The following is a 25,169-nucleotide window of genomic DNA, read 5'->3' as shown; positions in this document are numbered from 1 at the left end:
TGATTAAATCGTTTTATTTTATTGCAGGCATTTTCATTTTATTCATAATGACTGCAATAAGTTTATTTATTGGCGCAGGGCATGTGACACTGTTTGAGCTGTGGTCTGATAGCCATATGCGCGAGATTTTTTTTGTCAGCCGTGTGCCAAGAACTGTCGCTTTATTATTAGCGGGAAGCGCGATGAGTGTTGCAGGTTTAATTATGCAACTGTTAACACAAAATCGATTTGTTGAACCGTCGTTGGTTGGTACAACGCAATCAGCTAGCCTTGGTTTATTAGTTATGATGGTTTTAGCGCCTGGCGCAAGTGTTATGGCTAAAATGGTCGTTGCTAGTTTGTTTGCTATGATTGGTACAATGATTTTCATGGCAATTTCTCGAAAAATAATTTTTAAATCAGCTTTAATGGTTCCCCTGATTGGTATCATGTTAGGGGCGGTTATTAGTGCAATTACTACGTTTTTTGCCATGTATTTTGATTTATTACAATCACTTGGTGGTTGGGAATCGGGTGATTTTTCAGGAATTTTGCAAGGTCGTTATGAACTATTGTGGCTAGTTGGTGGATTGACGTTACTCGCATGTTGGAGCGCAGATCAATTTACGGTAGCAGGATTGGGGCGTGATTTTTCGATCAATGTAGGGCTTAATTATCGTCGTGTTATGTTAATTGGGCTTATTGTTATTGCATTAATTGGTGGTATTGTCGTTGTCGTAGTGGGTGTTTTACCATTTTTAGGATTGATTGTGCCAAATATTGTTAGTTTATTATTGGGTGACAATGTTCGTAAAACTATTCCGTGGATCTGCTTGTTTGGTAGTGGTTTAGTTTTAGTGTGTGATATTATTGGGCGTGTTATTCGCTATCCATTTGAGATCCCTGTTAGTGTGATTCTTGGCGTAATTGGCGCTATTATTTTTTTAATATTATTGAGTCGAAAACGCCATGTTAGTTAGCCAAAAACGTCATAAGTTGTGCCAAAAAAGAGTTTTTCTGTTGTTTATTATTGCACTAATTTGCGTAACTTGTTTTATGACCTTTGGTCTTAAAGGTAATATTAACTATATTTTGAAGCATCGTTCATGGATTGTGCTCACTATGATAGTAGTTGCTTTTTCGGCAGCAACATCAACATTACTTTTTCAAACCGTCACCAACAATCGAATATTAACCCCATCTATTATGGGATTTGAATCGCTTTTTGTATTAATTCAAACCATTGTCATCTTTTTTATTGATTCACAAGCTATTCCCTATATTGGTATTATTGGAAAATTTGTATTTGAATCACTTTTATTAATCTTATTTTCTCTATTTTTGTATCGAGGTTTGTTTACTAAACTCAAGCAAAATTTACATTTAGTATTATTAATTGGTATCATTTTAGGCACATTATTCCGTAGTTTTTCTAATCTATTGCAGCGACTAATGACACCAACTGAATTTGCTGTGTTACAAAGTCGTATTTTTGCGACATTTACACGTGCAGAACCAGTATTGATCATCTTTTCATTAGTGATTGCCTCAATTATTGGTGTCGTTTTATGGCGAATGCGATTTAAATTTGATGTGCTTGCGCTGGGACGCGATAATGCAATAAATCTAGGGATTAATTACCATAGAAGTATCACGATTGTTTTATTGCTTGTCTCGGTTTTGGTATCGATATCAACGGCTTTAGTGGGTCCATTTACTTTCTTAGGTCTTTTAATTGCTAATTTAGCTTATAGTGTTAGTGGCTCTAGCCAGCATCGTTTTTTACTTCCTACCGCTTTTTTATTAGGCGTTATTTTTCTAGTTGGTGGACAAATGTTTTTAGAGCGAGTGTTAAATATGGTTGGAGCATTATCTATTGTCATTGAATTTATTGGTGGTTCTTTGTTTATCTTCTTATTATTGAAAAAGGTTCAAAAGTGATAGAAATTGAGAATGTTTGTAAAAATTATCAAACAATACCTGTATTGCAAAATGTTAATGCGACAATTACACAAGGTGGCATTACTGCTATCATTGGTCCAAATGGGGCAGGTAAGTCAACGTTACTATCAATTATAAGTCGACTTTTATTAGCCGATGAAGGGCAAGTTAAAATTCAAAATATGGATGTTGTTAACACACCAAGCGATAAACTAGCTACCTATTTATCAGTATTAAGGCAAGAAAACCGCTTCACCAGTAGATTAACTGTTTTTGAATTAGTTGGATTTGGGCGTTATCCCTATAACAAAGGGCGATTAAATGCCGATGATTATAATCATATACATCGGGCACTTGATTTTTTAAATCTTACTGAATATAAAGATCGCTTTTTAGATGAATTATCTGGTGGACAACGACAACGAGCTTATGTTGCCATGGTGCTGTGCCAAGATACTGAATATGTATTACTCGATGAACCTCTTAATAATCTTGATATGAAACATGCGGTAGCCATGATGAAGCAATTACGCCGAGCAGCAGATGAGCTAGGTAAAACTATTGTGATTGTTATTCACGATATTAACTTTGCGTCGGTGTATTCAGACTATATTTTAGCGATGAAAAACGGCAAATTAATTTATCAAGGAGATCCCAAACAAATCATGAGTTCAAAAATTTTAGAAGATATATTTGATACTCCCGTTAACATAGAAAATATCAAAAACCAGAATATTGCTGTTTATTACTAATTATTAAGCTAATAGCTATAAGCAGAATATAGATATTGGTTAAATTTTTCTTTTTTGGGTAAGAAAACAGTGTTTAATTTAATAATTTTCAAGCAAACTATAGCACTCATTAGGGGGTAACAGTTTATTGTGACCCATATTTTATTGGCTACTATACTTATGCTGAGATAAAGTTATGAAATTAGAAGAAATAGCATTTTTAGCTGGTGTTTCACGAACTACAGCTAGTTATGTGGTGAATGGTAAAGCCAAAACATATCGGGTTAGTGACAAAACAATTGAAAAAGTTATGTCGGTGGTAAAAGAGTATAATTACCAACCTAATGCTGTTGCAGCAGGCCTTAGAGCAGGTAAAACACGAACTATTGGTATTATTATTCCTGACTTAGAAAACAACAGTTATACCCGCATCGCTAATTATTTAGAGCAACTGGTAAGAAAGGAAGGATATCAATTATTATTGTCATGCTCTGAAGATAATCCACTAATCGAAAAAGAATGCGTTAAGCACCTTCAACAACGCCGAGTTGATGCTTTGGTTATTTCTTCCTCTTTTGTTTCTGAGCAAGATTATGCCTTTTATGATGATTGGCAAAACTCTGTAATCCCCCTATTTGCATTAGATAGAACATTATCAACTGCTACATTTAGAAATATTGTAGGTGCTGATAAACAAGATGCTAAAACGTTAGCTAGTACATTTAGTCGATTTGTTACAGGAGCTGTTGCTTATATCGGCGCCTTACCTAATTTATCGGTGAGTCAACTTCGTATGGAAGGTTTTAAAGAGGTTGCTTCAGCTCGTTTTAATCAGGTTGATTTTTTGTGTGCGCATAATTATAGTCGTCATGACGCTGAAGTGGCTTTTAGCTATTGGCTTGAAACCCATGATATTCCAGATGGTATTTTCACAACTTCTTTTTCATTATTACAAGGTGCTATAGATTCAATTTTAAAAAAATTCGGCCACTTACCTGATAACCTAACTATTGCAACTTTTGGTGATAATGAATTGCTTGATTTTTTACCATGTAAAGTTATTTCTCTTTCACAAGACCATAAAGAAGTGTCGGAAGTGACGATAAAATTATTACTAGATAGCTTACATAAAAAAAGCTACGAATCGGGAACAACTGTTATTCCTCGGCGTTTAATTTATCGAGGAAGTTTAAGTAGAATTTGCATTAACGATAAATAAAAATAACTATTTATTATATAATAAGCTTTGAATTTTTAGCCAAAAATAAGATCTAGATCACATATTATTTATTAATAGAAATAATTTATTTGATAATTTGCTCTTTTATATTCATTATTGCTGAAACGATTCAATAAAATTATTAATTATAGGATTCATATTTGCTGAGTCATTTTAGTTGACCCAACATTTTAACCCAGAGGGATTTATTATATGTTTCATTTAGTTAAAGAAAACATCCATTTAAATGAACAAGCAACCAATAAAACTGAAGCGATAAAAAAAGTTGCTGCAGCCTTAACTAATGCAGGATTTGTTGAAGAAGGTTATGTTGATGGAATGCTTGAGCGTGAAACACAAGCCGCAACGTACCTAGGTATTGGCCTTGCGATCCCGCATGGCACAACAAAAACTCGTCATTTGGTAAAAAAAACAGGCGTGCAAGTATTTTGTTTTCCAAATGGTGTTGAATGGGGTGATGATGGTGAAAAAGCCTATCTTGCAATTGGTATTGCTGCAAGTTCTGATGAGCACTTAGAGCTACTTCGTCAATTAACTCATGTACTTGGTGCAGATGGTGTTGAAGAGCGAATTAAAAATATTAAAACAACAGATGAAGCAATAGCTATTTTAACTGGTAAAACAAGCGTAGAAGATAGCCATTTTGCCATTAATTCATCATCACTATTATTAGATATACCTGTAGATAGTTTAGCTACTTTACAAGCGTTAAACGCATCACGATTAAAACAACAACAAGCTGTAAATACGCGTTTTATTACTCATGCCTTAGATAATAAACCAAACTATTTAGGTCATGGCGTTTGGCTCAGTGACAGTGCCGAAGGTAATCTAAAAAACGGCATTGTAATAAGCCGTACGATCAGTGATCTAAACGAAGATGGTCAGCCAGTTAAATTGCTTATTACAATGTCAGCTATTGATGATTCTGTTTCAGCGACAATCAACCAAATTGCGACCTTAGCATTTAATCAACAATTAGAGCAATTGTTAACGGCAAATGCAGAGCAGTTAATGCAGTTACTTGACCCAACTAAAGCATCATCTGCATCTCAAGCTGTAGATGCTGAAAAAGATCCGATACCTGTTTCTACTCCGTCAAGCGAAGGGTTAAGCCGTGAATTTGTTGTTCCAAACGAAAATGGTTTACATACTCGTCCGTCTTCTGTGCTAGTCAAATTAGTCAAAGAATTTAGCAGTAAAGTGACTGTTGCTAATTTAGATGGTAAAGGTGAGCCAGTGAGTGCAACCAGCTTAATGAAAATTGTTGCACTTGGTGCCAAAAAAGGGAGCCGATTACAATTTACCGCTGTGGGAGATGATGCAGAGCAAGCACTTGATGCCATTGGAAAAGCAATTGAAAGCGGTTTGGGTGAGGAGATAAATTAATGATTTGTCGTGTTGCAACCATAACATTAAACCCCGCTTATGATCTTTTAGGGTTTTGCCCAAAAGTTGAACTTGGCGATGTGAACTTAGTGCAAACAAATGCATTACTTGCTGCGGGTAAAGGCATTAATGTTGCGAAAGTGTTATCCGATCTAGATGTAAAATTAACAGTTGGTGGTTTTTTAGGTAAAGATAACCGCGATGGCTTTAATTTATTATTTCAATCATTAAGTGTGGTAGACCAATTTCAAACTGTTGAAGGTCGTACACGTATCAATGTTAAATTGACTGAAGAAAATAGTGAAGTGACAGATTTAAACTTTTCAGGCTTTACTATTACTGAACAAGATTGGCAAAGTTTTGTCAACAACTCTCTTGAATGGCTAAAAGATATTGATTTGGTTGCTATCAGTGGTAGCTTACCAACAGGTGTCCCACTTGATAAATTTACAAATTGGATGGAGCAGATTAAGGCAATTTGCCCCAAAATTGTATTCGATAGTAGCCGAGATGCATTAGTCGCGGGATTAAAAGCCAAACCATGGTTAATAAAACCAAACGACAAAGAGTTAGAAATGTGGGTAGGGCGTAAATTACCCACATTAGAAGATGTCAAAGAAGCAGCGATGGAGCTAGTTAATGACGGCATTGAAAATGTGGTTATCTCACTAGGAAGCAAAGGCGCTTTATGGGTAACTCAAAATGAAGCATGGTTAGCAAAGCCACCTAAATGCCAAGTTGTTAGCACTGTTGGTGCAGGGGATTCAATGGTTGCTGGAATAATGTATGGCTTGATGACTAGCCTATCAATCAAAGATACTTTAGTATTTGCATCAAGCGTTGCCGCTTTATCAGTTGAACAAGCAGGGGTTGGTATATCTGATCGTCAAGCTGTAACCAATATGATAGAAAAAATTGAAATAATTTCTGAATAGGAGTATTCATGAATATATATATTATAGAAGGTAATAATACAGGGCCAGTTAATGGACGTTTAGCTAAAGCTGAATTGGCTTTAGCTGCGCATGTATTAAATTTAAATGTGGTTGATAGTGCAACATCTGCTGATGTGGTGATTGGAGTTGGATCTGGAGCTATCAGTGATATATCTGTTGTTGGCAAAAAAGTTTATGTTGTTAATGATTTAAATCAAATTTTTGCTGATCCAAAACAAATTTTAACCGACGCACCAAGTAAAGCAACGGTTTATCAACAACCAACAGAAGCTGCTCCTACAGCAAATAATAATACAGGCGTAAAACGTATTGTGGCTGTTACCGCTTGCCCAACAGGGGTTGCACATACTTTTATGGCAGCTGAAGCTATTGAAGAAGAAGCAAAAAAACGCGGTTGGTGGTGTAAAGTCGAAACTCGTGGTTCGGTTGGTGTCGGCAATGAATTAACACCAGAAGAGGTTGCTTCTGCTGATGTGGTAATTGCTGCTTGTGATATTGATGTTGATTTAAGTAAGTTTACTGGCAAAAAACTATATCGTACTAAAACTGGTCCAGCACTTAAAAAGACCGCCCAAGAATTTGATAAAGCATTTGAAGAAGCAACAGTTTATCAACCGACAACAAGCGCTTCAACAGCTAAATCAAGCAATGAGAAAAAAGGCGTTTATCAACATCTATTAACTGGCGTATCTTATATGTTACCAATGGTAGTTGCAGGTGGTCTAATTATTGCACTTTCATTTGCCTTTGGTTCATTTGAAATGGTCGATGGCGTGCAAAAGTTAATTGGTGAACCACACTTAGCACAAATTGGAGGGCTTGCTTTCTCACTTATGGTGCCACTGCTTTCGGGGTATATTGCTTATTCCATTGCTGATAGACCCGGGCTTGCTCCAGGGCTTGTCGGTGGATTACTAGCAGTCTCGACCGGTGCAGGATTTTTAGGTGGTATCATTATTGGTTACTTTGCTGGTTACCTTGCACACTCAATTACAAAGTATTTACCATTACCGAACACTTTAGAAGCATTAAAACCAATCTTAATTGTGCCTCTATTTGCAACATTAATTACTGGTCTTGTGATGCTGTATATTGTGGGTACACCAATCTCATGGATAATGAAAATTGTAACGGAATGGTTAAATTCAATGGGTACAGCAAATGCAGTTATTTTAGGGGCAGTTTTAGGTGGTATGATGTGTACTGATATGGGTGGACCAATTAATAAAGTTGCTTATGCATTTGGTACTGGTCTAATTTCCTCTCAAGTTTATGCGCCAATGGCAGCCGTTATGGCAGGCGGTATGGTTCCTCCTTTAGCGATGGGGATAGCAACTCTAATTGCTAGCAAGAAGTTTGCTAAAGCTGAACAAGAAAGTGGTAAGGCGTCTTTGGTATTAGGTTTATGCTTTATATCAGAAGGCGCAATTCCATTTGCTGCGCGCGATCCATTACGTGTTATCCCATGTTGTATCATTGGGGGAGCAATTACAGGTGGTATGGCATTAGCCTTTGGTTCAACATTAATGACACCTCATGGTGGATTATTTGCTTTAGCTATTCCAGGTGTGGTTAAGCCAGTTGGTGGTTATTTGTTATCTATTGTTGTTGGTGCTGTGATTGCTGGCGTGGCATATGCATTTATTAAACAACCAGAGCAAACTGAAACGACAGCTACGGCCTAATATCTAATTATATAAATAAAAGCGCCATCATCTGATGGCGTTTTTTATTGTGAATAAATTATTTTTTAACCCAACGTTGTAAATCTTTGGCAATAAAGTGATCTATTTTTTGTAGTAAAGATTGCGAATTTTCCGAAACAATTAATGTTTGATAAAAACTATCTCGAATAAAACCTTCATCCACAGCATGCTGTAAAAAATTAAGCATGGGTTGCCAGAATCCCATTACATCAAACAATGCAACGGGTTTTTCATGATAACCGATTTGCATTGCTGTCCACACCTCAAAAATTTCTTCTAGTGTGCCTGTTCCACCAGGCATGGCAATAAAGCTATCAGCAAGCTCTGCAAGTCTTGCCTTGCGTTGATGCATATTATCAACTATTTCTAAACGTGTAATACCATGATGAGCAGTTTCAGCTTCGACTAAACGTTTCGGAATAATACCGATGACCTCGCCGCCATGCTCTAATACTGCATTGGCAATCACCCCCATTAAGCCTTTATTGCCACCGCCATAAATTAGACGTCGATTTTGTTCAGCTAAAGTTTTACCTAACCGTTCTGCTTGTGTACGATATTCAAAGTGGCTTCCATCATTAGCACCACAAAAAACACAAATATTTTTTTTCATAAATTTTATTCTACCCGATATGTTATTTTCTTACTATTTTAGCACAGCAATCACTTTATTTGTTTACAAGCTGAGCAGTCGGTTGTGTTTAGTGTTTTAGATATTGACATAATCGCCATAGATCGTTAATATTTCACCCGTTAAGTGTTCCTCCATAGTTCAGTCGGTAGAACGGCGGACTGTTAATCCGTATGTCACAGGTTCAAGTCCTGTTGGAGGAGCCATTCACCGAATTTTTATAGCCTGTTTATAGCAGGTTACCTATCGCATAATTATTTATATCAAATCATACAAATTTATTTCCAATAATATTAAATATATAGATTTTAGAAATTTAATGTTTTATAATCGATTGGTTTTTTTATAACCAGAAATAATTAAAGAAAAGGAAATAAAATGAAGAAAACATTAATTGCACTTACAACATTTGCGTGTTTCTCAAATTTTGCTTACGCTGAGACCAATGGATTTTATTTAGGCGGGCAATTAGGTGCTACTATTTTAAAAGTGAGCGACATTGAAGATACTTTACATTATAGAAGTCGTATAGTAAAAGACGATATTTTCGACTCAATGCATAAAACTAAATTAGCAGGTGCTTTAAATTTAGGTTATAACCTTTATAATTATGATGTACCAGCTCGAGTTGAATTATCTTATACTTTACGTGGTAACGCAGAGAAAACAGAAAATAGATATAGCACATATGAGGATTATCGCCTTCGCACTACGCAAAAAGTAAAAGCACGTATGAATACGTTAATGTTAAACGGTTATTATGATATTGAAATAGACTCACCAATTATTCCATTTGTTGGTGCAGGATTAGGTGTTGCATTCACCAAATTAGAGCATAATCATAAAGAAAAATGGAATGTTTCTGTTGATGGTGTTGATTATGAACGTTCATTATCAAAAACAAAAACTAAATTTGCATGGAATGTTGCTGCAGGGGCTGCTTATAAAGTTAATAATAACCTAGCTCTTGATTTCACCGCTCGTTATGTAGATGCTGGTAAAGTAACCATTAAAGAATATAACGAATACTATCGAACTAATGCAAGTGGTAAATTAAGATCAATTGATCTATTAGCAGGTGTTCGTTATAACTTCTAATCAATTGATTAAACTAAAAAGGGCTGTAGTCCTTTTTAGTTGATTAACAAGTGCTGCATCAAAATTAGTTACAAAAAACCTCATAGTTAGTATAAAGCTCATTTAAAAGATTACGCTACCTATGTCAATGCTTCATGTTCAATAGGCGTCATATTTTATAAATTTGTAAAAATATTTAAGAGTCTATGTCGCTTAACCGTAAAGATGATTTATTACAGAGTATTCATATTGCAAATCCTAATAAGAAATATCAGTATTGATTTTCCACATGCTTGAACTGCTAAGCTTACAATGAGTTGGTTATTTACTGAACTATTTGATTAGGTTTTAGTAGTTTGAAAACAATCTTTAACTCTATTTTTCAATTTGTAAACAGCAGATAAGTTTACTTGTCGATATATTTTCTACTTTTCGTCGGGCAATACGTTTTTTACCTTTAGATCAAACTTTAACTCGTAATATGCTTGATATACTCGCTTATAATGCCATTGATATCCTTGCTTTCTGATATACGATTAAAGTCAGTAAAAAAGTGTCAACATAAGCTTATTTTAAAATAATTATAATTTAGTGCTTGGTCATTTTAATGACTGAAGCTTGTATTATAGAGAATTTTATACTTATTGCTGTGCTATTTTAGTCGATAGTTATATTTTTAATAGCCATCTTCGCCGATGAATTATTAACAGTATTTACTATAAATAAACCACAGAAAAATATAAATCAATACAATAAATACATTCTCAAAGTAATAAATGCAAAAAATGTCAATAAAGCTATATGTTTAGGGAAAAATCTGATAATATTTACAAGGATAAGCGATAAGGGAATAAAAATGATTTATGAACTCGCACCAGCCGAATTGCATGATGAATTTAAAGCTTTTCATCATAATCTAGAAAAAATAGCATCACAACATGTAGAAGTTTGCCCATTTTGTAAAAATACTAAATTTTATAAAGTTCGGTCAAAACCAACTAAAACATACCGCTGTAAAGCTTGTCATAAATATTTTACTGCTTCAACCAACACCCCTTTCCGTCGTTTAGTGCCATTTAATGAATTAGAAGTTATTTTTATTAACCGTATAAAAAATATCAGTTATAACAATATTGCTAAACAGCTTGATATTTCACTGGCAAAGGTTATTCGTCGGGAATGTGCAATTATTAATTATCTTCAAAACAATTATCCATCATTACATAATTGGTATACTCATAAAAAACAAACAACATTAATTCCAACTTTAGAACAACAATATAAAATAATTAAAGACAAAGTAACGAATTTATTGGGTGAACAAAATCAAACCTGCATATATTGTGGATCTAACGAAACAACTAAAGTTGGAAATCGAGCTTGCTATCGTTGCCGATGTTGTCGACATAGTTTTAATATTTTAAGAGATACCAGCTTAAACCGTATTCCGAAACCTGAATTATGGTTACAATTTATTGATTTGATTGTTTCTGGAGCAAATAATTTGCAAATAGCAAAAACACTTAACTTACACAACGATACCGTGCGTAAATGGCGATCTAATTGGTGCAAAATGATGAAGTATTGGCACTGTGATGCGCTTGCCATTTGGTGTAAATATAAAGAAGAAGGTAATAATTAACAATTAATTTGATAATTTGACGTTTTATCATAAATTTCTCAAACAATAACATAAATGGATATCAGTTCTATGAAAAAAAATAATTTATTTTTATATATGTGCTTAATTAGCAGTGCACTCTTAATCAATGGTTGTGATGGTAAAAAAACACCTGACGATACCCGATTATCACAATTACCAACTGCGGTTATTAATAGTTATCTTTTTCATACTGAGCCAGAACTTTTACCATTTAGTAAAAAAATTAAACAACAACAAATCCAAGGTTCATCAAATAAAACGATTAACTATAATGAACAAGGCTTTGTCACTAATTATGATTTAGAAGGATTACATGGTGAAATAAACTATGATACGGCTAAATATAGCTATGGCATGAACGACACCAGAAATGTTTATGACATTGTTTTTGATTCATCAAAAAATATTCTTGGTATGAAGAATAATGATAATGATATCGTTGCAAGCACAGAATTTGATGAGCAAGGTCGTTTGGTTGAGACAACCTTATCACATTTTGCCGAAAATAACGTGATATTTAGCAGTAGAATTATTTATGATAATGATCATGTAGAGCTTGTATTATATAATGCTTATGTTCCTGTCGATGCAAACACGAAATTCCCAGTATTATCACAAGAAAAAGATGTCATATATAATGATAACGAGCAAATAGAAAAGACCATTACTAAAACATTTAAGTTATCATCAAATGGTGACATCATCATTAATGAGAATAATGAGCAAGAGGTTGAACTAACAGAAACTTGTACTTACTCGGAATATAATCAAAACAACGATTGGACTAAAGCTGTTTGTATTACAGCAGGTAGCGAATCAAAAACCGTTAATCTAACCAGAACAATTCAATATGATTAGTCACAGCCATATTCGTCATATTGGCGGCAAAGTATAATTGTATCTTCTATTAACCGCCTAGCAATGGTGCCATACTCAGGAATTTTAGGTAATTGCGTGTAATGGTACCAGTTTGCTTCAATAAGTTCATTTTTGTCTACCACTATTTCACCACTATCATAATCAGCCAAATAAGCCATCATTAATGAATTTGGAAATGGCCAAGGTTGCGATCCAACATAACGAATATTCTTAATTTTTATTTTTGACTCTTCAAATACTTCCCGTTCAACGGCGGTTTCCATTGTTTCGCCAATCTCGGTAAAACCCGCCAATACGGTGTACAAGTTATCTTGATTATGTCTAACGTGCTTGGCTAATAAAATTTTATTTTTATGGCGAATTGCTACGATAATAGATGGTGAAATTTGTGGGTAGTAACGTTCTTTGCAGTGATCACACATACAGCACCATTCGGTATTACTGATATACATCTCATATCCACAATATCCACAATATTTATGGGAGCGATAAAACTCAGAAAGCTGCACAGCTCGTCCAGCCATATTAAACAAGGATTGATCTGCGATATCAAGTAATGGACGGATTGAACTCATCGCATTTTTTATTTCACTACAAATGAGCCAAGCAGTTTGTCCATTCAATTCACCTATTGGTTGAGCTCGTTTATTCGTAAAACCAAGTTCATCAGCACGCCCTACAGGAACTTCACCATCAGGCAACCATAATCGCCCATTAGTACTTACAAACCAATAACCTATTTCACTGCCAGTTAAATTAAATTGTTGTTGTATATTCATATTATAAATGCCAAAAGTAAAAACGAAAAAAGGAGGGGTTTCCTCCTCCTTTTTTAACAATATTATTTTTTTGTTTTCTCGTGAAGTCCTTTTTTCTCAAGTTCCCAGTAGATAAGGCGTTGCTGGACAATTGTGAATAAGTTACTGACGATATAATATAAAACTAAGCCTGATGGGAACCATAAAAAGAACACAGTAAAGATTAATGGCATATAAGTCATTAATTTTTGTTGTAATGGATCGGTAGCCGGAGTTGGTGACATTTTTTGAATTAAGAACATGGAGCCACCCATTAATAAAGGCAAAATATAATAAGGATCTTGCGCAGATAAGTCATAAATCCAAAGCGCAAATGGTGTATGGCGTAATTCAACTGCGCTACTTAACATATAGAATAATGACAAGAAAATCGGCATTTGAATAATTATTTGTAAACAACCGCCTAATGGATTGACTTTCTCTTGTTTGTAGAGAGCCATTGTTTCAACGCTCAATTTTTGTTTATTATCACCATAACGCTCTTTCAAAGCTTCTATACGAGGCTGTAATAATTTCATTTTTGCCATTGAACGATACTGTGCTCGAGTTAATGGGAATAAAAGACCTCGAACAATAAAAGTAATAACAATAATCGAGAAGCCCCAGTTACCAACAAAACTTTGTATAAACTTCAATAAATAAAAAAGCGGTTGTGACAAGAACCATAACCAACCGTAATCAACAATTAAATCAAGATGATTTGCAGTTTCTTTAAGCTGGTTTTGAATTTCAGGTCCTAACCATAATTTGGCACTAATGGTTTGTGTACTACCTGCAGGAATAATGGTTGGCTCACCTTTGAAACCAATTGTTGCTTGTGAATTATTCGCAGTTGCACGAGAGTAAAATAGATTATTTGTATCCTGTGCTGGCACCCATGCTGAAGCGAAATAGTGTTGCAGCATCGCAATCCAACCTGTTTGTGTCTCGACCGATAAAGCTTTATCTTTGATATCGTCAAAACTGTATTTACTGTAGTTGCTACTAGAACTAGAGTAAGCTGCACCACGGAATGCACTTTGCCCTAACCCGCTACCACCTTCAGTTGGAATATCATCAGGTAATTTGATAGTTTGTTTTAGTTGCCCATACATAGAAACATCAATCGGCTGGCTACTTTGATTGTTGATGTTATATTGAACATCAATAGCATAATTATTACGATGTAATATGTAATATTTAGTATAACTTACCCCATTGACCTGATAAGTTAATGGAACACGCAACTCATCTTGACCATCAGCTAAAACATATTCTGATTTTTCAGTTTTATATACTGGGCGTTTTGAACCTTGTTTAGCATTATCTGGGCCATCTTTACCAGTTAAACCACTTTCAGCAATATAGATGAAATCAGGACGTGATGCTAATAACTGAAAAGGCGTACCAGAATGCAGTGTTTGCTCATATTTTAATAATTGTGCAGCTTGTACATCACCACCATAAGTATTAATAGTGAGTGACAACACATCTGATTTTACAGTAATTATTTTACCCTGTGCCAAGCTATCTGTTGAATTATCATCACCTATTTGTTGTGTTAATTGGTTTGTGATCGGCGGCTTAGGTGCGTGATCTTCCTCCCACGCTTTCCAAATAAAAAAAGATACAAAAAGTAAAGCAATGACTAAAATATTACGTTGAGATCCCATTAGTGTTTTTCTCTATTGGTTTTAGTTTTTGGAGGAACAAAATCTTCTCCTCCGTCATGTAAAGGATGACATTTTAATACACGTTTAGCTGTTAGCCAACCACCTTTTATGAATCCAAAGCGTCTTAGTGCAATTATTGCATATTGTGAACATGTCGGCGTAAAGCGGCATTTTGGACCAAATAAAGGACTAATAAAACGTTGATAAATACGCACAAAAAAAACAAAAGTATTAACTATCATGTGGTTACATGCATAAACGTGCAGCTTAATAATTGATATGAATTTATTTAAATATCGATCTTGGCTATGATTCGTTGACATAATTTATTGAGTGTTTCAACGATTTGTTGATTATCTAAATCTATAACAGGCTGTTTAGCCATCAAAATAAAATCAATATTAGGAAGTTGATGTTGATGATGTCGAAAATACTCTTTAGTCAATCGTTTAATACGATTACGCTCATGCGCTCTTTTTACCTGTTTTTTCGCTATAGCAAACCCTAACCGTATATGGTTACAGTTATTTTTACGGGCCACTAAAGTTAAAAACGGCGACCTAGCCCGCACGGACTCTTGGAAGACATGATTAAAATCAAAGGGAGTTAGCAATCGTAACTCCCGAGGAAAAGTGAACTTAATCACCCAACTTTAAATCAGCTAGCAACAGTTAAACGAACACGGCCTTTAGCACGACGGCGAGCAAGAACTTGACGACCGTTTTTAGTTGCCATACGAGCACGGAAACCGTGAGTTCTATTGCGTTTTAATACTGATGGTTGAAATGTGCGTTTCATGACGATTTATATCCAAATCTAATTTATCAACAGGTTGCAGAGTCTAAACTCCACAGCATTAATTAAAGAAGTCGGAATTATAGAGACTATTTTATTTTTCGTCAATGAGATTTTCACCGATTTATTTGAATAAGAACCATTAACAGTTCATTATGGCACAATTGAATAAAATTAAACAAATTCTTATAACATAATAGGTTAAAAAAACAAAAATAAATCAACTAATCCATAAAAGCAAGTACACGCTTACTTTTTTCGCCACCGACTTCGCGTGCTAATTTAGGTACCAAATAACCCGATATCTTTTCGGCTAACTGTTTCATTATGATTTTTGCAACATCATCTTCGACTAAAAAATGGGCGGCGCCTTGCACTTTATCTAACAAATGGATGTAATAAGGCAAAATACCAATATCGAAAAGCCGATTACTTAACTGTGCTAAAACCTTGGCGTTGTCATTAACATTTTTCAATAACACGCTCTGATTCAGTGTTGTCACATCACTTTGTTTTAAAAGTCTAATTGCATTAGCAACATCATTATCAATCTCATTGGGATGATTAATGTGAGTAACTACTACAATTTGCAACCTGCTTTCAAAAAATAATTTGCAAAGCTCAGATGTTACTCGTGAAGGAATAACAACGGCTAAACGGGTATGGATACGCAAACGTTTAATATGTGGGATTTGTTCTAAGGCATTAATCAAAAATGCTATTTCATGATCTTTAGCCATTAAAGGATCACCACCTGATAAAATAATTTCATCAAGTTCTGGATGGTTAGCAATATATTCAAGTGCAAAAGCCAGGTTTTTTTTATTGCCTTGGTTATCGTGATAAGGGAAATGTCGCCTAAAACAGTAACGGCAGTTAATTGCACAGGCTGTTTTCGTTATTAACAATGCTCGGTTATGATACTTATGTAATAGCCCAGGGATAACATTATCTTGCTCTTGTAATGGGTCATTGCTATAACCCTTTACTTTTAATAATTCGTTATCATCGCAAAGCACCTGCAATAAAAGAGGGTCGTTATTGTCGCCTCTTTTCATCCGGTTGATGAAAGCCATAGGTACACGAAGTGGAAACTGCTTTTTTGCCAATTGCATAGAGCTTGAAATGGTTTTTGGGTCTAGATCCAAATAAGCATATAAAACATTGATATCTGTCACAACATTGGCAAGCTCTATAATCCATTTATCTTTATTATTTGGTAGTTCAATTTTTTGCTGTATAATGTGGCTCATTTTTTGTAATTCAGAATTTTAGTTGGAGCTTTTATGGCATCTTATAGTACTAATGAGTTTAAAGCGGGTCTTAAAATAATGCAAGATGGCGAGCCATGTGTCATTGTTGAAAATGAATTTTACAAACCCGGTAAAGGTCAATCAATTAACCGCGTAAAAATTAAAAAATTACTTTCAGGAAAAACTGTCGATAAAACTTTCAAATCTGGCGAATCAGTTGAAGCCGCTGATGTTGTGGATATGAATTTAACTTATCTTTATACCGATGGCGAGTTTTGGCATTTCATGAATAATGAAACATTTGAACAACTTTCAGCTGATGCTAAAGCAGTTGGCGATAATGCCAAATGGCTAGTTGATCAAGCTGAATGTATTTTAACTTTATGGAATGGTCAGCCAATTGCAGTAACGCCACCGAACTTTGTTGAGCTTGAAGTGATTGAAACCGATCCAGGTCTAAAAGGTGACACAGCAGGAACGGGTGGAAAACCAGCAACGCTATCAACTGGTGCTGTCGTACGTGTGCCACTATTTGTACAAATTGGCGAAATTCTAAAAGTTGATACACGCTCAGGTGAATATGTTTCACGCGTAAAATAAAGTACCTTATGATTAATTTTAATTTATCATAAACAAGAGAGGTTTCTTGACCTCTCTCTTACTTACCCAAATCCTGTTGCTTACTTTTGGGAGAAGCCCAACTTTCTACTCGAAAGTTATCATTAATAGTGAATTTTATCCACAAAACTTAAAAAGTGCTAAATTAAATAATCCCGAAAACAATGTATCTAGCACTTAAAAATCATTCAGAAAACCCATTGATTTTATTGAGTTTTTTTGCTGAATCTAGTATGCGATAAGGGATCTATATTTTGCAGCTTTTATCTTTGGATGATGGCATAGCGGTAAGTATTAATTTTCAAAATATTACTCAATTTTAATAAATTCTAAAGTTTTGTTACGAAGTCGAAATAATCAAATATTTCCCATTAAACCATATTGTTATTAATTTTTATCGTATATTGCCAATAAAAATTAAGCAACATATTGATGTCGTTTTCAATAACCAGAATTGTAGCGTGGTTTTGTTTGTTGCCGTTAGTCGAGTTAGCAAGCTATCAGTGAAAATATTTAGGCAGTGATATAGCCTCATATTAGAGGCTATTATCATATTTATTAGGCTATATTTCAATTTAAGCGAATTATAAATAAACCATATGAGTACCTTTTTCTGGTTGAAAGGTAGCTTTACCAAATTCATCTAAGAAGTAGGCGATATGATCGGCTTTATCCCCCACTAAACGTCCTTTGACTTTGTTCCATGTCATCAGAGCTATCATCGAATCAGGTTCACAGCAAATTAACATGGGTTGTTCAAACTCTTCATTCCAATAAAACTCACCACCATATAATTTATGGGCGGTGAGTAATAAATAACAGCCATATTCTTGTGAGATCATGTTTAATTGCTCTTCTGAAATGCTGAAGTTCTTTTCAGCCAGTTCACTAATAATCATTTCAACAACGGTGATGCTTTTTTCTGAGTAATCAAGCTGATTAATGCTCCATGTTGGGCTATTCAATATGGCGTTTTGCGCCCATGCTTCAATTTCTTGATATAATTCATTTTTTTGTTCAGTCATTTTTATTCACTTCGCTATTGAGTTTAATCTGTTCTAATTGCTTAACACTTTGCCATGCGGCTTCCATTTGTTCAAGTGTTGCATCAATTAAAGTTATATTTTTTTGTTTGAGTATTGATTCGACTTGTTGAAATCGTCGAGTAAATTTTTTATTGGCTTGCTTTAAGCACTGTTCCGATTTAATTTTTAAATGCCTTGCTAAGTTGACGGTAGCAAATAATAAATCGCCAAGCTCTTCTTCTATTTTTTGTGGATCTTGTCTTGGGAGTTCTAACTCTTGCTCTACTTCGTTAATTTCTTCTTTTACTTTATCAAGTACCGCAATGATATCATTCCAATCAAATCCAACCGAGGCGCACAGTTTTTGAATTTTTTCTGCTTGCATTAGGGCTGGGATTGCCTTAGGAATATCATCTAGTAACGAATATTGCGCTTTTTGATCGCGCTCTTTTTGTTTAAGTTGTTCCCAATTCGGTTTTTGTGTTTGGTTGTCTGTAAAAATATGAGGATGGCGATAAACTAATTTATCTGCTACAGATTGGCAAACATCATCAAAATTAAACAGCTCTTGCTCATTGGCCAAATCGGCATAAAAGACAATGTGAAACAGTAGATCACCCAGTTCTTTTTTTAGTTCATCTGTATCTTGTTTATCAATGGCATCAAGTACTTCGTATGTTTCTTCTAGTGTATAAGATTTTAATGAAGCAAAAGTTTGAACTCGATCCCATTGGCAACCATTAATTGGGTCGCGGAGTTGTTTGGTGATTGCTTGTAAGCGCTGTAATTCCTTCACAATATTTCTCATAAAATGAATCATTGGTTGTACCATTGTAAATGGTTTGATAGTAAAACGGTTGTTCTTTTAAATATTAATTTCAATATATTTTGATGCTGTTGATAATAATTTCATCAAAAATCACCATAAAAACAGCTAAAATAAGGCTATTTACGGAACTTCTAGCCGATAAATGTGAATTAAGTATATAATACCCCCTTATTAAATTAACTCTATTAAATAATATGCATAATTTACGTGAACTTACTTTAAGAGGTACCATTCTTGGTGCTTTTATAACTGTCATTTTTACTGCATCAAATGTTTATCTTGGCTTAAAAGTCGGATTGACATTCTCGTCAGCCATTCCTGCTGCGGTGATTTCAATGGCAATATTAAAACTGTTTTCGGGCTCTACCATTTTAGAAAATAATATGATACAAACTCAGGCATCGGCAGCAGGTACATTATCTTCAATTATTTTCGTGCTTCCTGGCTTGTTAATGATTGGATATTGGCATAGCTTTCCATTTTGGCTAACCTTTGCGGTATGCTCAGCAGGTGGAATGCTTGGTGTTTTATTTTCCATTCCATTGCGACATGTCATGGTAGTAAAAAGTAATTTGCCTTATCCTGAAGGGATAGCCGCCGCTGAAATTTTAAAAGCAGGTTCTGAAACTAATAATAATGAGGCGAACGAGGGGTTAAAAGATATTTTATTTGGTGGTGTTATTGCCTCTATTGTTAGCCTATTTACTAATGGTTTTCGTGTGTTATCCGAAAATACAGCCTATTGGTTTTCAGCTGGCAAATCTATTTTTCAACTCCCGATGGGATTCTCATTAGCTTTGCTTAGTGCGGGTTATTTAATCGGTATTATGTCTGGAATTGCTATTTTAATTGGTACCATGATTGGCTGGGTTTTTGGTATTCCAATTTTAAGTGCAATAAGTGATTATGATACTACTCAGCCTTTATCCAAAATCGCTATGGGGTTTTGGGCTAGTGATATTCGCTTTATTGGTGCTGGCGTAATCGCTATTGCAGCAGTTTGGACTCTACTAACACTAATCAAACCGATGATTGAAGGGTTAAAAATTTCATTTAAAACTATGCGTTCTGATGTGTCAGTAAACGACATCGCACCAACCGAACGAGATTTATCACCAAAAGCGATTTTATTAATTATGGGTAGCATGTTGGTCATTTTATTAGTGACTTTCTATTCATTTATTGCCGATAGTGGACTATCTGCTGGTATTGCATGGACATTAGTTTTTAGCGCTGTATTATTTGCTTTTATTATGGGCTTTTTAGTTGCCGCGGCTTGTGGTTATATGGCGGGACTTGTTGGCTCATCGGCTAGCCCAATATCGGGTATTGCCATTGTTGCCGTGATTGTCATTTCATTAATCTTATTAGGTCTTGGCGAAGTCAATGGCATGCTGGATTCTATTGAAGGCTCCAATTTTGCCACGGCTCTCGCACTGTTTACTACCAGTACTGTTTTGGCTGTGGCTTGCATTTCTAACGATAATTTACAAGACCTAAAAACAGGTCATTTGGTTAATGCTACACCATGGAAGCAACAAGTCGCATTATTACTTGGCTGTGTTGTTGGTGCTATTGTTATTGCGCCTATTTTAGAAATTTTATACAACGCTTACGGTTTTACTGGTGCCTTACCTCGCACAGATATGGACACAACTCAAGTTTTAGCCGCACCACAAGCAACGTTGATGACAACAATAGCTAAAGGTATTTTTGCACATAAACTTGATTGGACTATGATCTTAATTGGACTTGCTGTGGGGGCTATTATTATCGCAATTGATGTAATCCTTGCCAAGAATAAGTCTAATTTCCGCATACCTGCACTGGCTGTTGGTCTAGGTATTTATTTACCACCAAATATCACAACACCGATTATTATCGGTACTTTATTATCTTGGATAATTAAACGTAATGCTTATAAAAAGGCCAAAGCGCAAAATTTAGATCCAGAACAACAATTCAAAAAAGTGGATCGTAAAGCAGCATTAATTGCTTCAGGATTAATTGTTGGTGAAAGTTTAGTTGGTGTTTTATTAGCGGTTGTAATTGTGATTAGTATTACCAATGGTGGCAATGATGCACCACTGGCAATACCAGTTAATTTAGGCATATTACCTGAACTTTTAGGTCTCTTTGTTTTTGTTAGTATATGTGCACTCTTTATTCGTCGTGCTTTATCGGCTATAAAAAAATAGTCATTTAAGTAACTAATTTAAGCCCTTTGTTTTTACAAAGGGCTTTTTTATCAACTTTTATTGTTTTATGTTATTTCTTATTTTTAATAATTAAAACAATATTTTTATTAACACATTTTTAATAATAGACAAGATATCATGATTGTATTTGATTCAATCCAAGTGCGTCGAGGCATTAATTTGCTTTTAGATAATGCTTCGGCAACCATTAATCCTCAACAAAAAGTGGGATTAGTGGGTAAAAATGGTTGCGGTAAATCCACTCTTTTTTCACTGATAAAAGGCGAAATTCAAGCTGATGCAGGTAAATTAAGTATACCACCTCAATGGCAACTTGCTTGGGTCAATCAAGACACGCCTGCATTGGATATTCCTGCTATTGAATATGCCATTGATGGAGATCGGGAATACCGTCAATTAGAAAAACAGTTAGATATTGCTAATAAGCAAAATAATGGTGAACAAATTGCGGTTATTCATGAAAAGTTTGATACTATCGATGCATGGACTATTCGTGCTCGAGCAGCAACGCTGCTTCATGGCTTAGGGTTCTCTAATGAGCAATTAATGTCCCCAGTTAAATCATATTCAGGTGGTTGGCGGATGCGGTTAAATTTGGCACAAGCCTTGATGTGCCGTTCTGATTTATTGTTGCTTGACGAACCGACTAATCACCTTGATTTAGACGCTGTTATTTGGCTTGAAAAGTGGTTAAGTAATTATTCAGGCACGTTGATTTTAATCTCTCATGATCGTGATTTTTTAGATCCGTTAGTTAATAAAATTATTCATATTGAACAAAGAAATTTATTTGAATATACCGGCAACTATTCTTCATTTGAAACTCAACGCTCAACGAAGTTGGCACAACAACAATCGCTTTATGAAAGGCAACAACAAAAAGTTGCACATTTACAGAACTATATCGATCGCTTTAGAGCAAAGGCAACTAAAGCGAAGCAGGCCCAAAGTCGTATAAAAATGTTAGAAAGAATGGAGCTCATTGCGCCAGCGCATATTGATAACCCATTTCATTTTCATTTTAAGCCAGCTGAATTTCTTCCTAGCCCTTTGTTAATGATGGAAAAAGTTGTGGCGGGTTATGATGATAAAATTATACTAGAAAAGATTAAACTTAATTTAGTTCCTGGATCTCGGATTGGATTATTAGGGCGCAATGGTGCTGGAAAATCAACATTAATAAAACTATTAGCAGGTGAGCTTTCTCCTAAAGAAGGACATATTAATCTTGCTAAAGGTATTCAACTTGGCTATTTCGCTCAGCATCAGTTAGAATATTTACGCCCCGATGAGTCGCCACTCTGGCATTTAACACAGCTTGCTGAGCCAAGAAATACCGAACAAGAACTGCGTAATTATCTAGGTGGGTATGATTTTCAAGGCGATAAAGTCAGCGAACCAGTCAAAACGTTTTCGGGGGGCGAAAAAGCACGCCTTGTTTTGGCTTTAATTGTATGGCAAAAACCTAACTTGCTACTATTAGATGAGCCAACCAACCATTTAGATTTAGATATGCGACAAGCATTGACAGAAGCACTGATTGATTTTGATGGAGCTTTGGTTGTCGTTTCACATGATCGTCATTTGTTACGTTCCACGACTGATGAATTTTATTTGGTTCATGATCATAAAGTTGAACCATTTGAGGGAGATCTCGATGATTATCAAAAATGGCTGACGGAAGAGCAAAAAAATGATCGCCAAACTAATGAAGAAAGTGATTTAGTCAAAAAAGAAAATAATAACGTTTCAGCTCAGGATCGTAAAGAGCAAAAGCGCAAACAAGCTGAATTACGCGCTCAAATGCAACCAATAAAAAAACAGTTACAAAAAGAAGAGCAAGTACAGGAAAATTTAGCAAAACAACTACAAATGATAGAGCAACAACTGTCTGATCCAATGATGTATGAAGCCAATAAAAAATCGGATTTAACAAGTTTACTTTTGCAACAAAGCCAACTGAAAAGCGAGTTAGAGCAAAGCGAGTTAAAGTGGTTGGACTTGCAACAGCAACTCGAAGAATTTCAAATAGAATAGATTATCTCGCTTGTAATACAATATTGTAATAAATAAGTTTAATTTTATTGGCTAGAATAAAAAAAATCACAGATTTAACTCTGTGATTTTTTATTTTATCAAATAATTTATTCTAATAAAATTGATTAGCTTTTTTCAACTTGACTAAAATCAAGCTCAACAGGCGTTGAACGACCGAAGATGGAAACCGATACTTTTAAGCGGCTTTTTTCATAATCAACTTCTTCAACAACACCATTAAAGTCAGCAAATGGACCTTCGTTAACACGAACAAGCTCACCTGGTTCAAATAAAGTTTTAGGACGTGGCTTATCACCAATTTGTTGTAATCGATTCATGATAGCATCAACTTCACGCTGACTAATTGGGGCAGGTCTATCAGAAGTGCCACCAATAAAGCCCATTGTTCTTGGCACACTTCTTACTAAATGCCAAGTCGCATCATTCATCGCCATTTCAACTAATACATAACCAGGAAAGAATTTACGTTCACTCTTACGGCGCTGACCGCTTTTCATTTCAACAACTTCTTCGGTTGGTACTAATACTTCCCCGAAAGAATCTTCCATATCATGTAATTTAATATATTCACGTAATGATTGTGCTACACGCGCTTCATAACCAGAATACGCTTGTATAACATACCAACGTTTTTGTTGTGTTTCGCTCATATTAACGCCCTATTGATGTTAAATAAAAGATGGCTGAACCGAATAAAGAATCCATTCCCCAAAGCGCTAAACCAACAATAACTGTGATAGCAGCAATCAGCATGGTTGTTTGTGTCGTTTCTTTACGAGTCGGCCATACAACTTTTCTTAACTCTTTTCGTGATTCTTGTAAAAACAACAAAAATGATTTACCTTTAGCTGTTGTGATCGCAATGAATAAAGTTAATAGCGAAAGCACAACAACCGCTATAATCCGAACGATCGTATTAGGTTGATATATATCATTAGGTTCAGCAAAATAAAAATTTCCCCAAACAACAAACGCAATCAATACTAAAACTAAACACCATTTCAATTTGTCTAGAGCAGTATTTGTATTTTGACCCTCGTTACTTACTAGCATATAAAACCCATGATTATGTTATATTATAATAATATCTACTTTCCAAAATGCTCTTTTAAATAAAAACATTTTGCTAAACAGACTAGATAAGAAAGGGCATCAAATGACACCCTCATCTCATAATTGTAAGCCTTTAAATTATTTAATAACTTTAGCAACCACACCAGCACCAACAGTACGACCACCTTCACGAATCGCAAAACGTAAACCTTCAGCCATAGCGATAGGGTGAATTAATGATACTGTCATTTTGATGTTGTCACCAGGCATTACCATTTCTACGCCTTCTGGTAATTCAATAGTACCCGTTACGTCAGTTGTACGGAAGTAGAACTGTGGACGGTAACCTTTGAAGAATGGAGTATGACGACCACCTTCATCTTTACTTAAGATATACACTTCTGATTCAAAATCAGTATGTGGAGTGATTGAACCTGGTTTTGCAAGTACTTGACCACGTTCGATTTCTTCACGTTTTGTACCACGTAGTAATACACCAACGTTTTCACCTGCACGACCTTCGTCAAGTAATTTACGGAACATTTCAACACCAGTACAAGTGGTTTTAGTTGTTGGTTTGATACCAACGATTTCAACTTCTTCACCCACTTTGATGATACCGCGTTCAACACGACCAGTTACTACTGTACCACGACC

The 25,169-nt window shown here is 35.1% G+C and carries 25 protein-coding genes and 1 tRNA gene; 14 read left to right on the top strand and 12 right to left on the bottom strand.

Going from position 1 to position 25,169, the window contains the following annotated elements:
• The first annotated feature begins 2 nt into the window (after positions 1-2).
• The 7 genes from A9G45_RS07930 (at position 3) to fruA (ending at position 7,921) form a co-directional block, all read left to right on the top strand.
• Positions 3-959, top strand: a complete 957-nt coding sequence (locus A9G45_RS07930) for an ABC transporter permease (RefSeq protein ID WP_065566376.1) — start codon at positions 3-5, stop codon at positions 957-959.
• Entirely contained in the window at positions 949-1,920 is a 972-nt protein-coding gene (locus A9G45_RS07925) for an iron chelate uptake ABC transporter family permease subunit (protein ID WP_065566352.1), read from the top strand. The genes A9G45_RS07930 and A9G45_RS07925 overlap by 11 nt, the downstream gene beginning before the upstream one ends.
• Complete coding sequence (locus A9G45_RS07920; protein ID WP_065566353.1) at positions 1,917-2,672, top strand: iron ABC transporter ATP-binding protein; 756 nt, start codon at positions 1,917-1,919, stop codon at positions 2,670-2,672. The genes A9G45_RS07925 and A9G45_RS07920 overlap by 4 nt, the downstream gene beginning before the upstream one ends.
• 175 nt (positions 2,673-2,847) lie before the next feature.
• A complete protein-coding gene (gene cra / locus A9G45_RS07915; protein WP_065566354.1) occupies positions 2,848-3,870 on the top strand; it encodes a catabolite repressor/activator in 1,023 nt (340 codons plus the stop codon).
• 213 nt (positions 3,871-4,083) lie between these two features.
• Positions 4,084-5,280, top strand: coding sequence for a fused PTS fructose transporter subunit IIA/HPr protein (gene fruB, locus A9G45_RS07910; protein ID WP_065566355.1), 1,197 nt, complete (start codon positions 4,084-4,086; stop codon positions 5,278-5,280).
• Positions 5,280-6,215, top strand: coding sequence for a 1-phosphofructokinase (fruK, locus tag A9G45_RS07905; RefSeq protein WP_065566356.1), 936 nt, complete (start codon positions 5,280-5,282; stop codon positions 6,213-6,215). The genes fruB and fruK overlap by 1 nt, the downstream gene beginning before the upstream one ends.
• A gap of 8 nt (positions 6,216-6,223) precedes the next feature.
• A complete protein-coding gene (gene fruA, locus A9G45_RS07900) occupies positions 6,224-7,921 on the top strand; it encodes a PTS fructose transporter subunit IIBC (RefSeq protein ID WP_065566357.1) in 1,698 nt (565 codons plus the stop codon).
• A 58-nt stretch (positions 7,922-7,979) separates the two neighbouring features.
• Here the strand turns inward: fruA and A9G45_RS07895 are convergent, their stop codons facing one another.
• Positions 7,980-8,555, bottom strand: coding sequence for a TIGR00730 family Rossman fold protein (locus A9G45_RS07895; protein WP_065566358.1), 576 nt, complete (start codon positions 8,553-8,555; stop codon positions 7,980-7,982).
• A gap of 148 nt (positions 8,556-8,703) precedes the next feature.
• On the opposite strand from A9G45_RS07895, the gene A9G45_RS07890 reads away from it, so the two are divergent.
• The 4 genes from A9G45_RS07890 to A9G45_RS07875 all read left to right on the top strand — a co-directional run bounded on the left by A9G45_RS07890 (position 8,704) and on the right by A9G45_RS07875 (position 12,171).
• Positions 8,704-8,779: transfer RNA gene (locus tag A9G45_RS07890), tRNA-Asn, on the top strand.
• A gap of 172 nt (positions 8,780-8,951) precedes the next feature.
• Complete coding sequence (locus A9G45_RS07885; RefSeq protein ID WP_065566359.1) at positions 8,952-9,671, top strand: outer membrane protein; 720 nt, start codon at positions 8,952-8,954, stop codon at positions 9,669-9,671.
• 835 nt (positions 9,672-10,506) lie between these two features.
• Positions 10,507-11,292 carry a transposase gene (locus A9G45_RS07880; RefSeq protein WP_065566360.1) on the top strand — a complete coding sequence of 262 codons (786 nt, stop codon included), beginning with the start codon at positions 10,507-10,509 and terminating at the stop codon, positions 11,290-11,292.
• Between the two features lie 69 nt (positions 11,293-11,361).
• Positions 11,362-12,171: a hypothetical protein gene (locus A9G45_RS07875; protein ID WP_065566361.1), complete on the top strand. Its 810-nt coding sequence runs from the start codon at positions 11,362-11,364 to the stop codon at positions 12,169-12,171.
• Here A9G45_RS07875 and nudC read toward each other — a convergent pair.
• From nudC to epmB, 6 genes are all read right to left on the bottom strand, one after another.
• Positions 12,168-12,971, bottom strand: coding sequence for an NAD(+) diphosphatase (nudC, locus tag A9G45_RS07870; protein ID WP_065566362.1), 804 nt, complete (start codon positions 12,969-12,971; stop codon positions 12,168-12,170). The two genes, A9G45_RS07875 and nudC, sit on opposite strands and share 4 nt — an antisense overlap.
• Positions 12,972-13,033: 62 nt before the next feature.
• The gene (yidC, locus tag A9G45_RS07865; protein WP_065566363.1) at positions 13,034-14,662 is read right to left on the bottom strand and encodes a membrane protein insertase YidC; all 1,629 of its coding nucleotides are present in this window, start codon (positions 14,660-14,662) and stop codon (positions 13,034-13,036) included.
• Entirely contained in the window at positions 14,662-14,904 is a 243-nt protein-coding gene (gene yidD / locus A9G45_RS07860) for a membrane protein insertion efficiency factor YidD (RefSeq protein ID WP_065566364.1), read from the bottom strand. Before yidD ends, yidC begins: the two co-directional genes overlap by 1 nt.
• A gap of 47 nt (positions 14,905-14,951) precedes the next feature.
• The gene (rnpA, locus tag A9G45_RS07855) at positions 14,952-15,308 is read right to left on the bottom strand and encodes a ribonuclease P protein component (protein ID WP_081297866.1); all 357 of its coding nucleotides are present in this window, start codon (positions 15,306-15,308) and stop codon (positions 14,952-14,954) included.
• Between the two features lie 11 nt (positions 15,309-15,319).
• Positions 15,320-15,460, bottom strand: coding sequence for a 50S ribosomal protein L34 (gene rpmH, locus A9G45_RS07850; protein ID WP_025314679.1), 141 nt, complete (start codon positions 15,458-15,460; stop codon positions 15,320-15,322).
• 221 nt (positions 15,461-15,681) lie between these two features.
• Complete coding sequence (gene epmB, locus A9G45_RS07845) at positions 15,682-16,710, bottom strand: EF-P beta-lysylation protein EpmB (protein WP_065566366.1); 1,029 nt, start codon at positions 16,708-16,710, stop codon at positions 15,682-15,684.
• A 33-nt stretch (positions 16,711-16,743) separates the two neighbouring features.
• Between epmB and efp the strand changes: the two genes are divergently transcribed.
• Positions 16,744-17,310 (top strand): elongation factor P, encoded by a 567-nt coding sequence (efp, locus tag A9G45_RS07840; RefSeq protein ID WP_065566367.1) that lies wholly within the window; start codon positions 16,744-16,746, stop codon positions 17,308-17,310.
• 602 nt (positions 17,311-17,912) lie between these two features.
• Here efp and A9G45_RS07835 read toward each other — a convergent pair.
• Entirely contained in the window at positions 17,913-18,353 is a 441-nt protein-coding gene (locus A9G45_RS07835; protein ID WP_065566368.1) for a hypothetical protein, read from the bottom strand.
• The gene (mazG, locus tag A9G45_RS07830; RefSeq protein WP_065566377.1) at positions 18,346-19,161 is read right to left on the bottom strand and encodes a nucleoside triphosphate pyrophosphohydrolase; all 816 of its coding nucleotides are present in this window, start codon (positions 19,159-19,161) and stop codon (positions 18,346-18,348) included. Before mazG ends, A9G45_RS07835 begins: the two co-directional genes overlap by 8 nt.
• A 215-nt stretch (positions 19,162-19,376) precedes the next feature.
• Here mazG and A9G45_RS07825 point away from each other — a divergent pair, with 215 nt between their 5' ends.
• Positions 19,377-21,380, top strand: coding sequence for an OPT family oligopeptide transporter (locus A9G45_RS07825; RefSeq protein WP_065566369.1), 2,004 nt, complete (start codon positions 19,377-19,379; stop codon positions 21,378-21,380).
• A 138-nt stretch (positions 21,381-21,518) separates the two neighbouring features.
• Positions 21,519-23,438, top strand: a complete 1,920-nt coding sequence (locus A9G45_RS07820) for an ABC transporter ATP-binding protein (RefSeq protein WP_065566370.1) — start codon at positions 21,519-21,521, stop codon at positions 23,436-23,438.
• 125 nt (positions 23,439-23,563) lie between these two features.
• Here the strand turns inward: A9G45_RS07820 and nusG are convergent, their stop codons facing one another.
• From nusG to A9G45_RS07805, 3 genes are all read right to left on the bottom strand, one after another.
• Positions 23,564-24,109: a transcription termination/antitermination protein NusG gene (gene nusG, locus A9G45_RS07815; RefSeq protein ID WP_065566371.1), complete on the bottom strand. Its 546-nt coding sequence runs from the start codon at positions 24,107-24,109 to the stop codon at positions 23,564-23,566.
• Position 24,110: 1 nt separating this feature from the next.
• On the bottom strand, positions 24,111-24,512 hold the full coding sequence (gene secE / locus A9G45_RS07810) for a preprotein translocase subunit SecE (RefSeq protein ID WP_065566372.1): 402 nt from the start codon (positions 24,510-24,512) through the stop codon (positions 24,111-24,113).
• A gap of 138 nt (positions 24,513-24,650) precedes the next feature.
• The coding region (locus A9G45_RS07805) for an EF-Tu/IF-2/RF-3 family GTPase (RefSeq protein WP_255307131.1) at positions 24,651-25,169 on the bottom strand (519 nt) is incomplete at its 5' end.

The organism is Gilliamella sp. HK2 (assembly GCF_001690265.1).
Lineage (GTDB): Bacteria > Pseudomonadota > Gammaproteobacteria > Enterobacterales > Orbaceae > Gilliamella > Gilliamella apicola_C.
The sequence above is the reverse complement of the archived record's forward strand: the minus strand, read 5'-3'. Positions and strand labels throughout refer to the sequence as shown.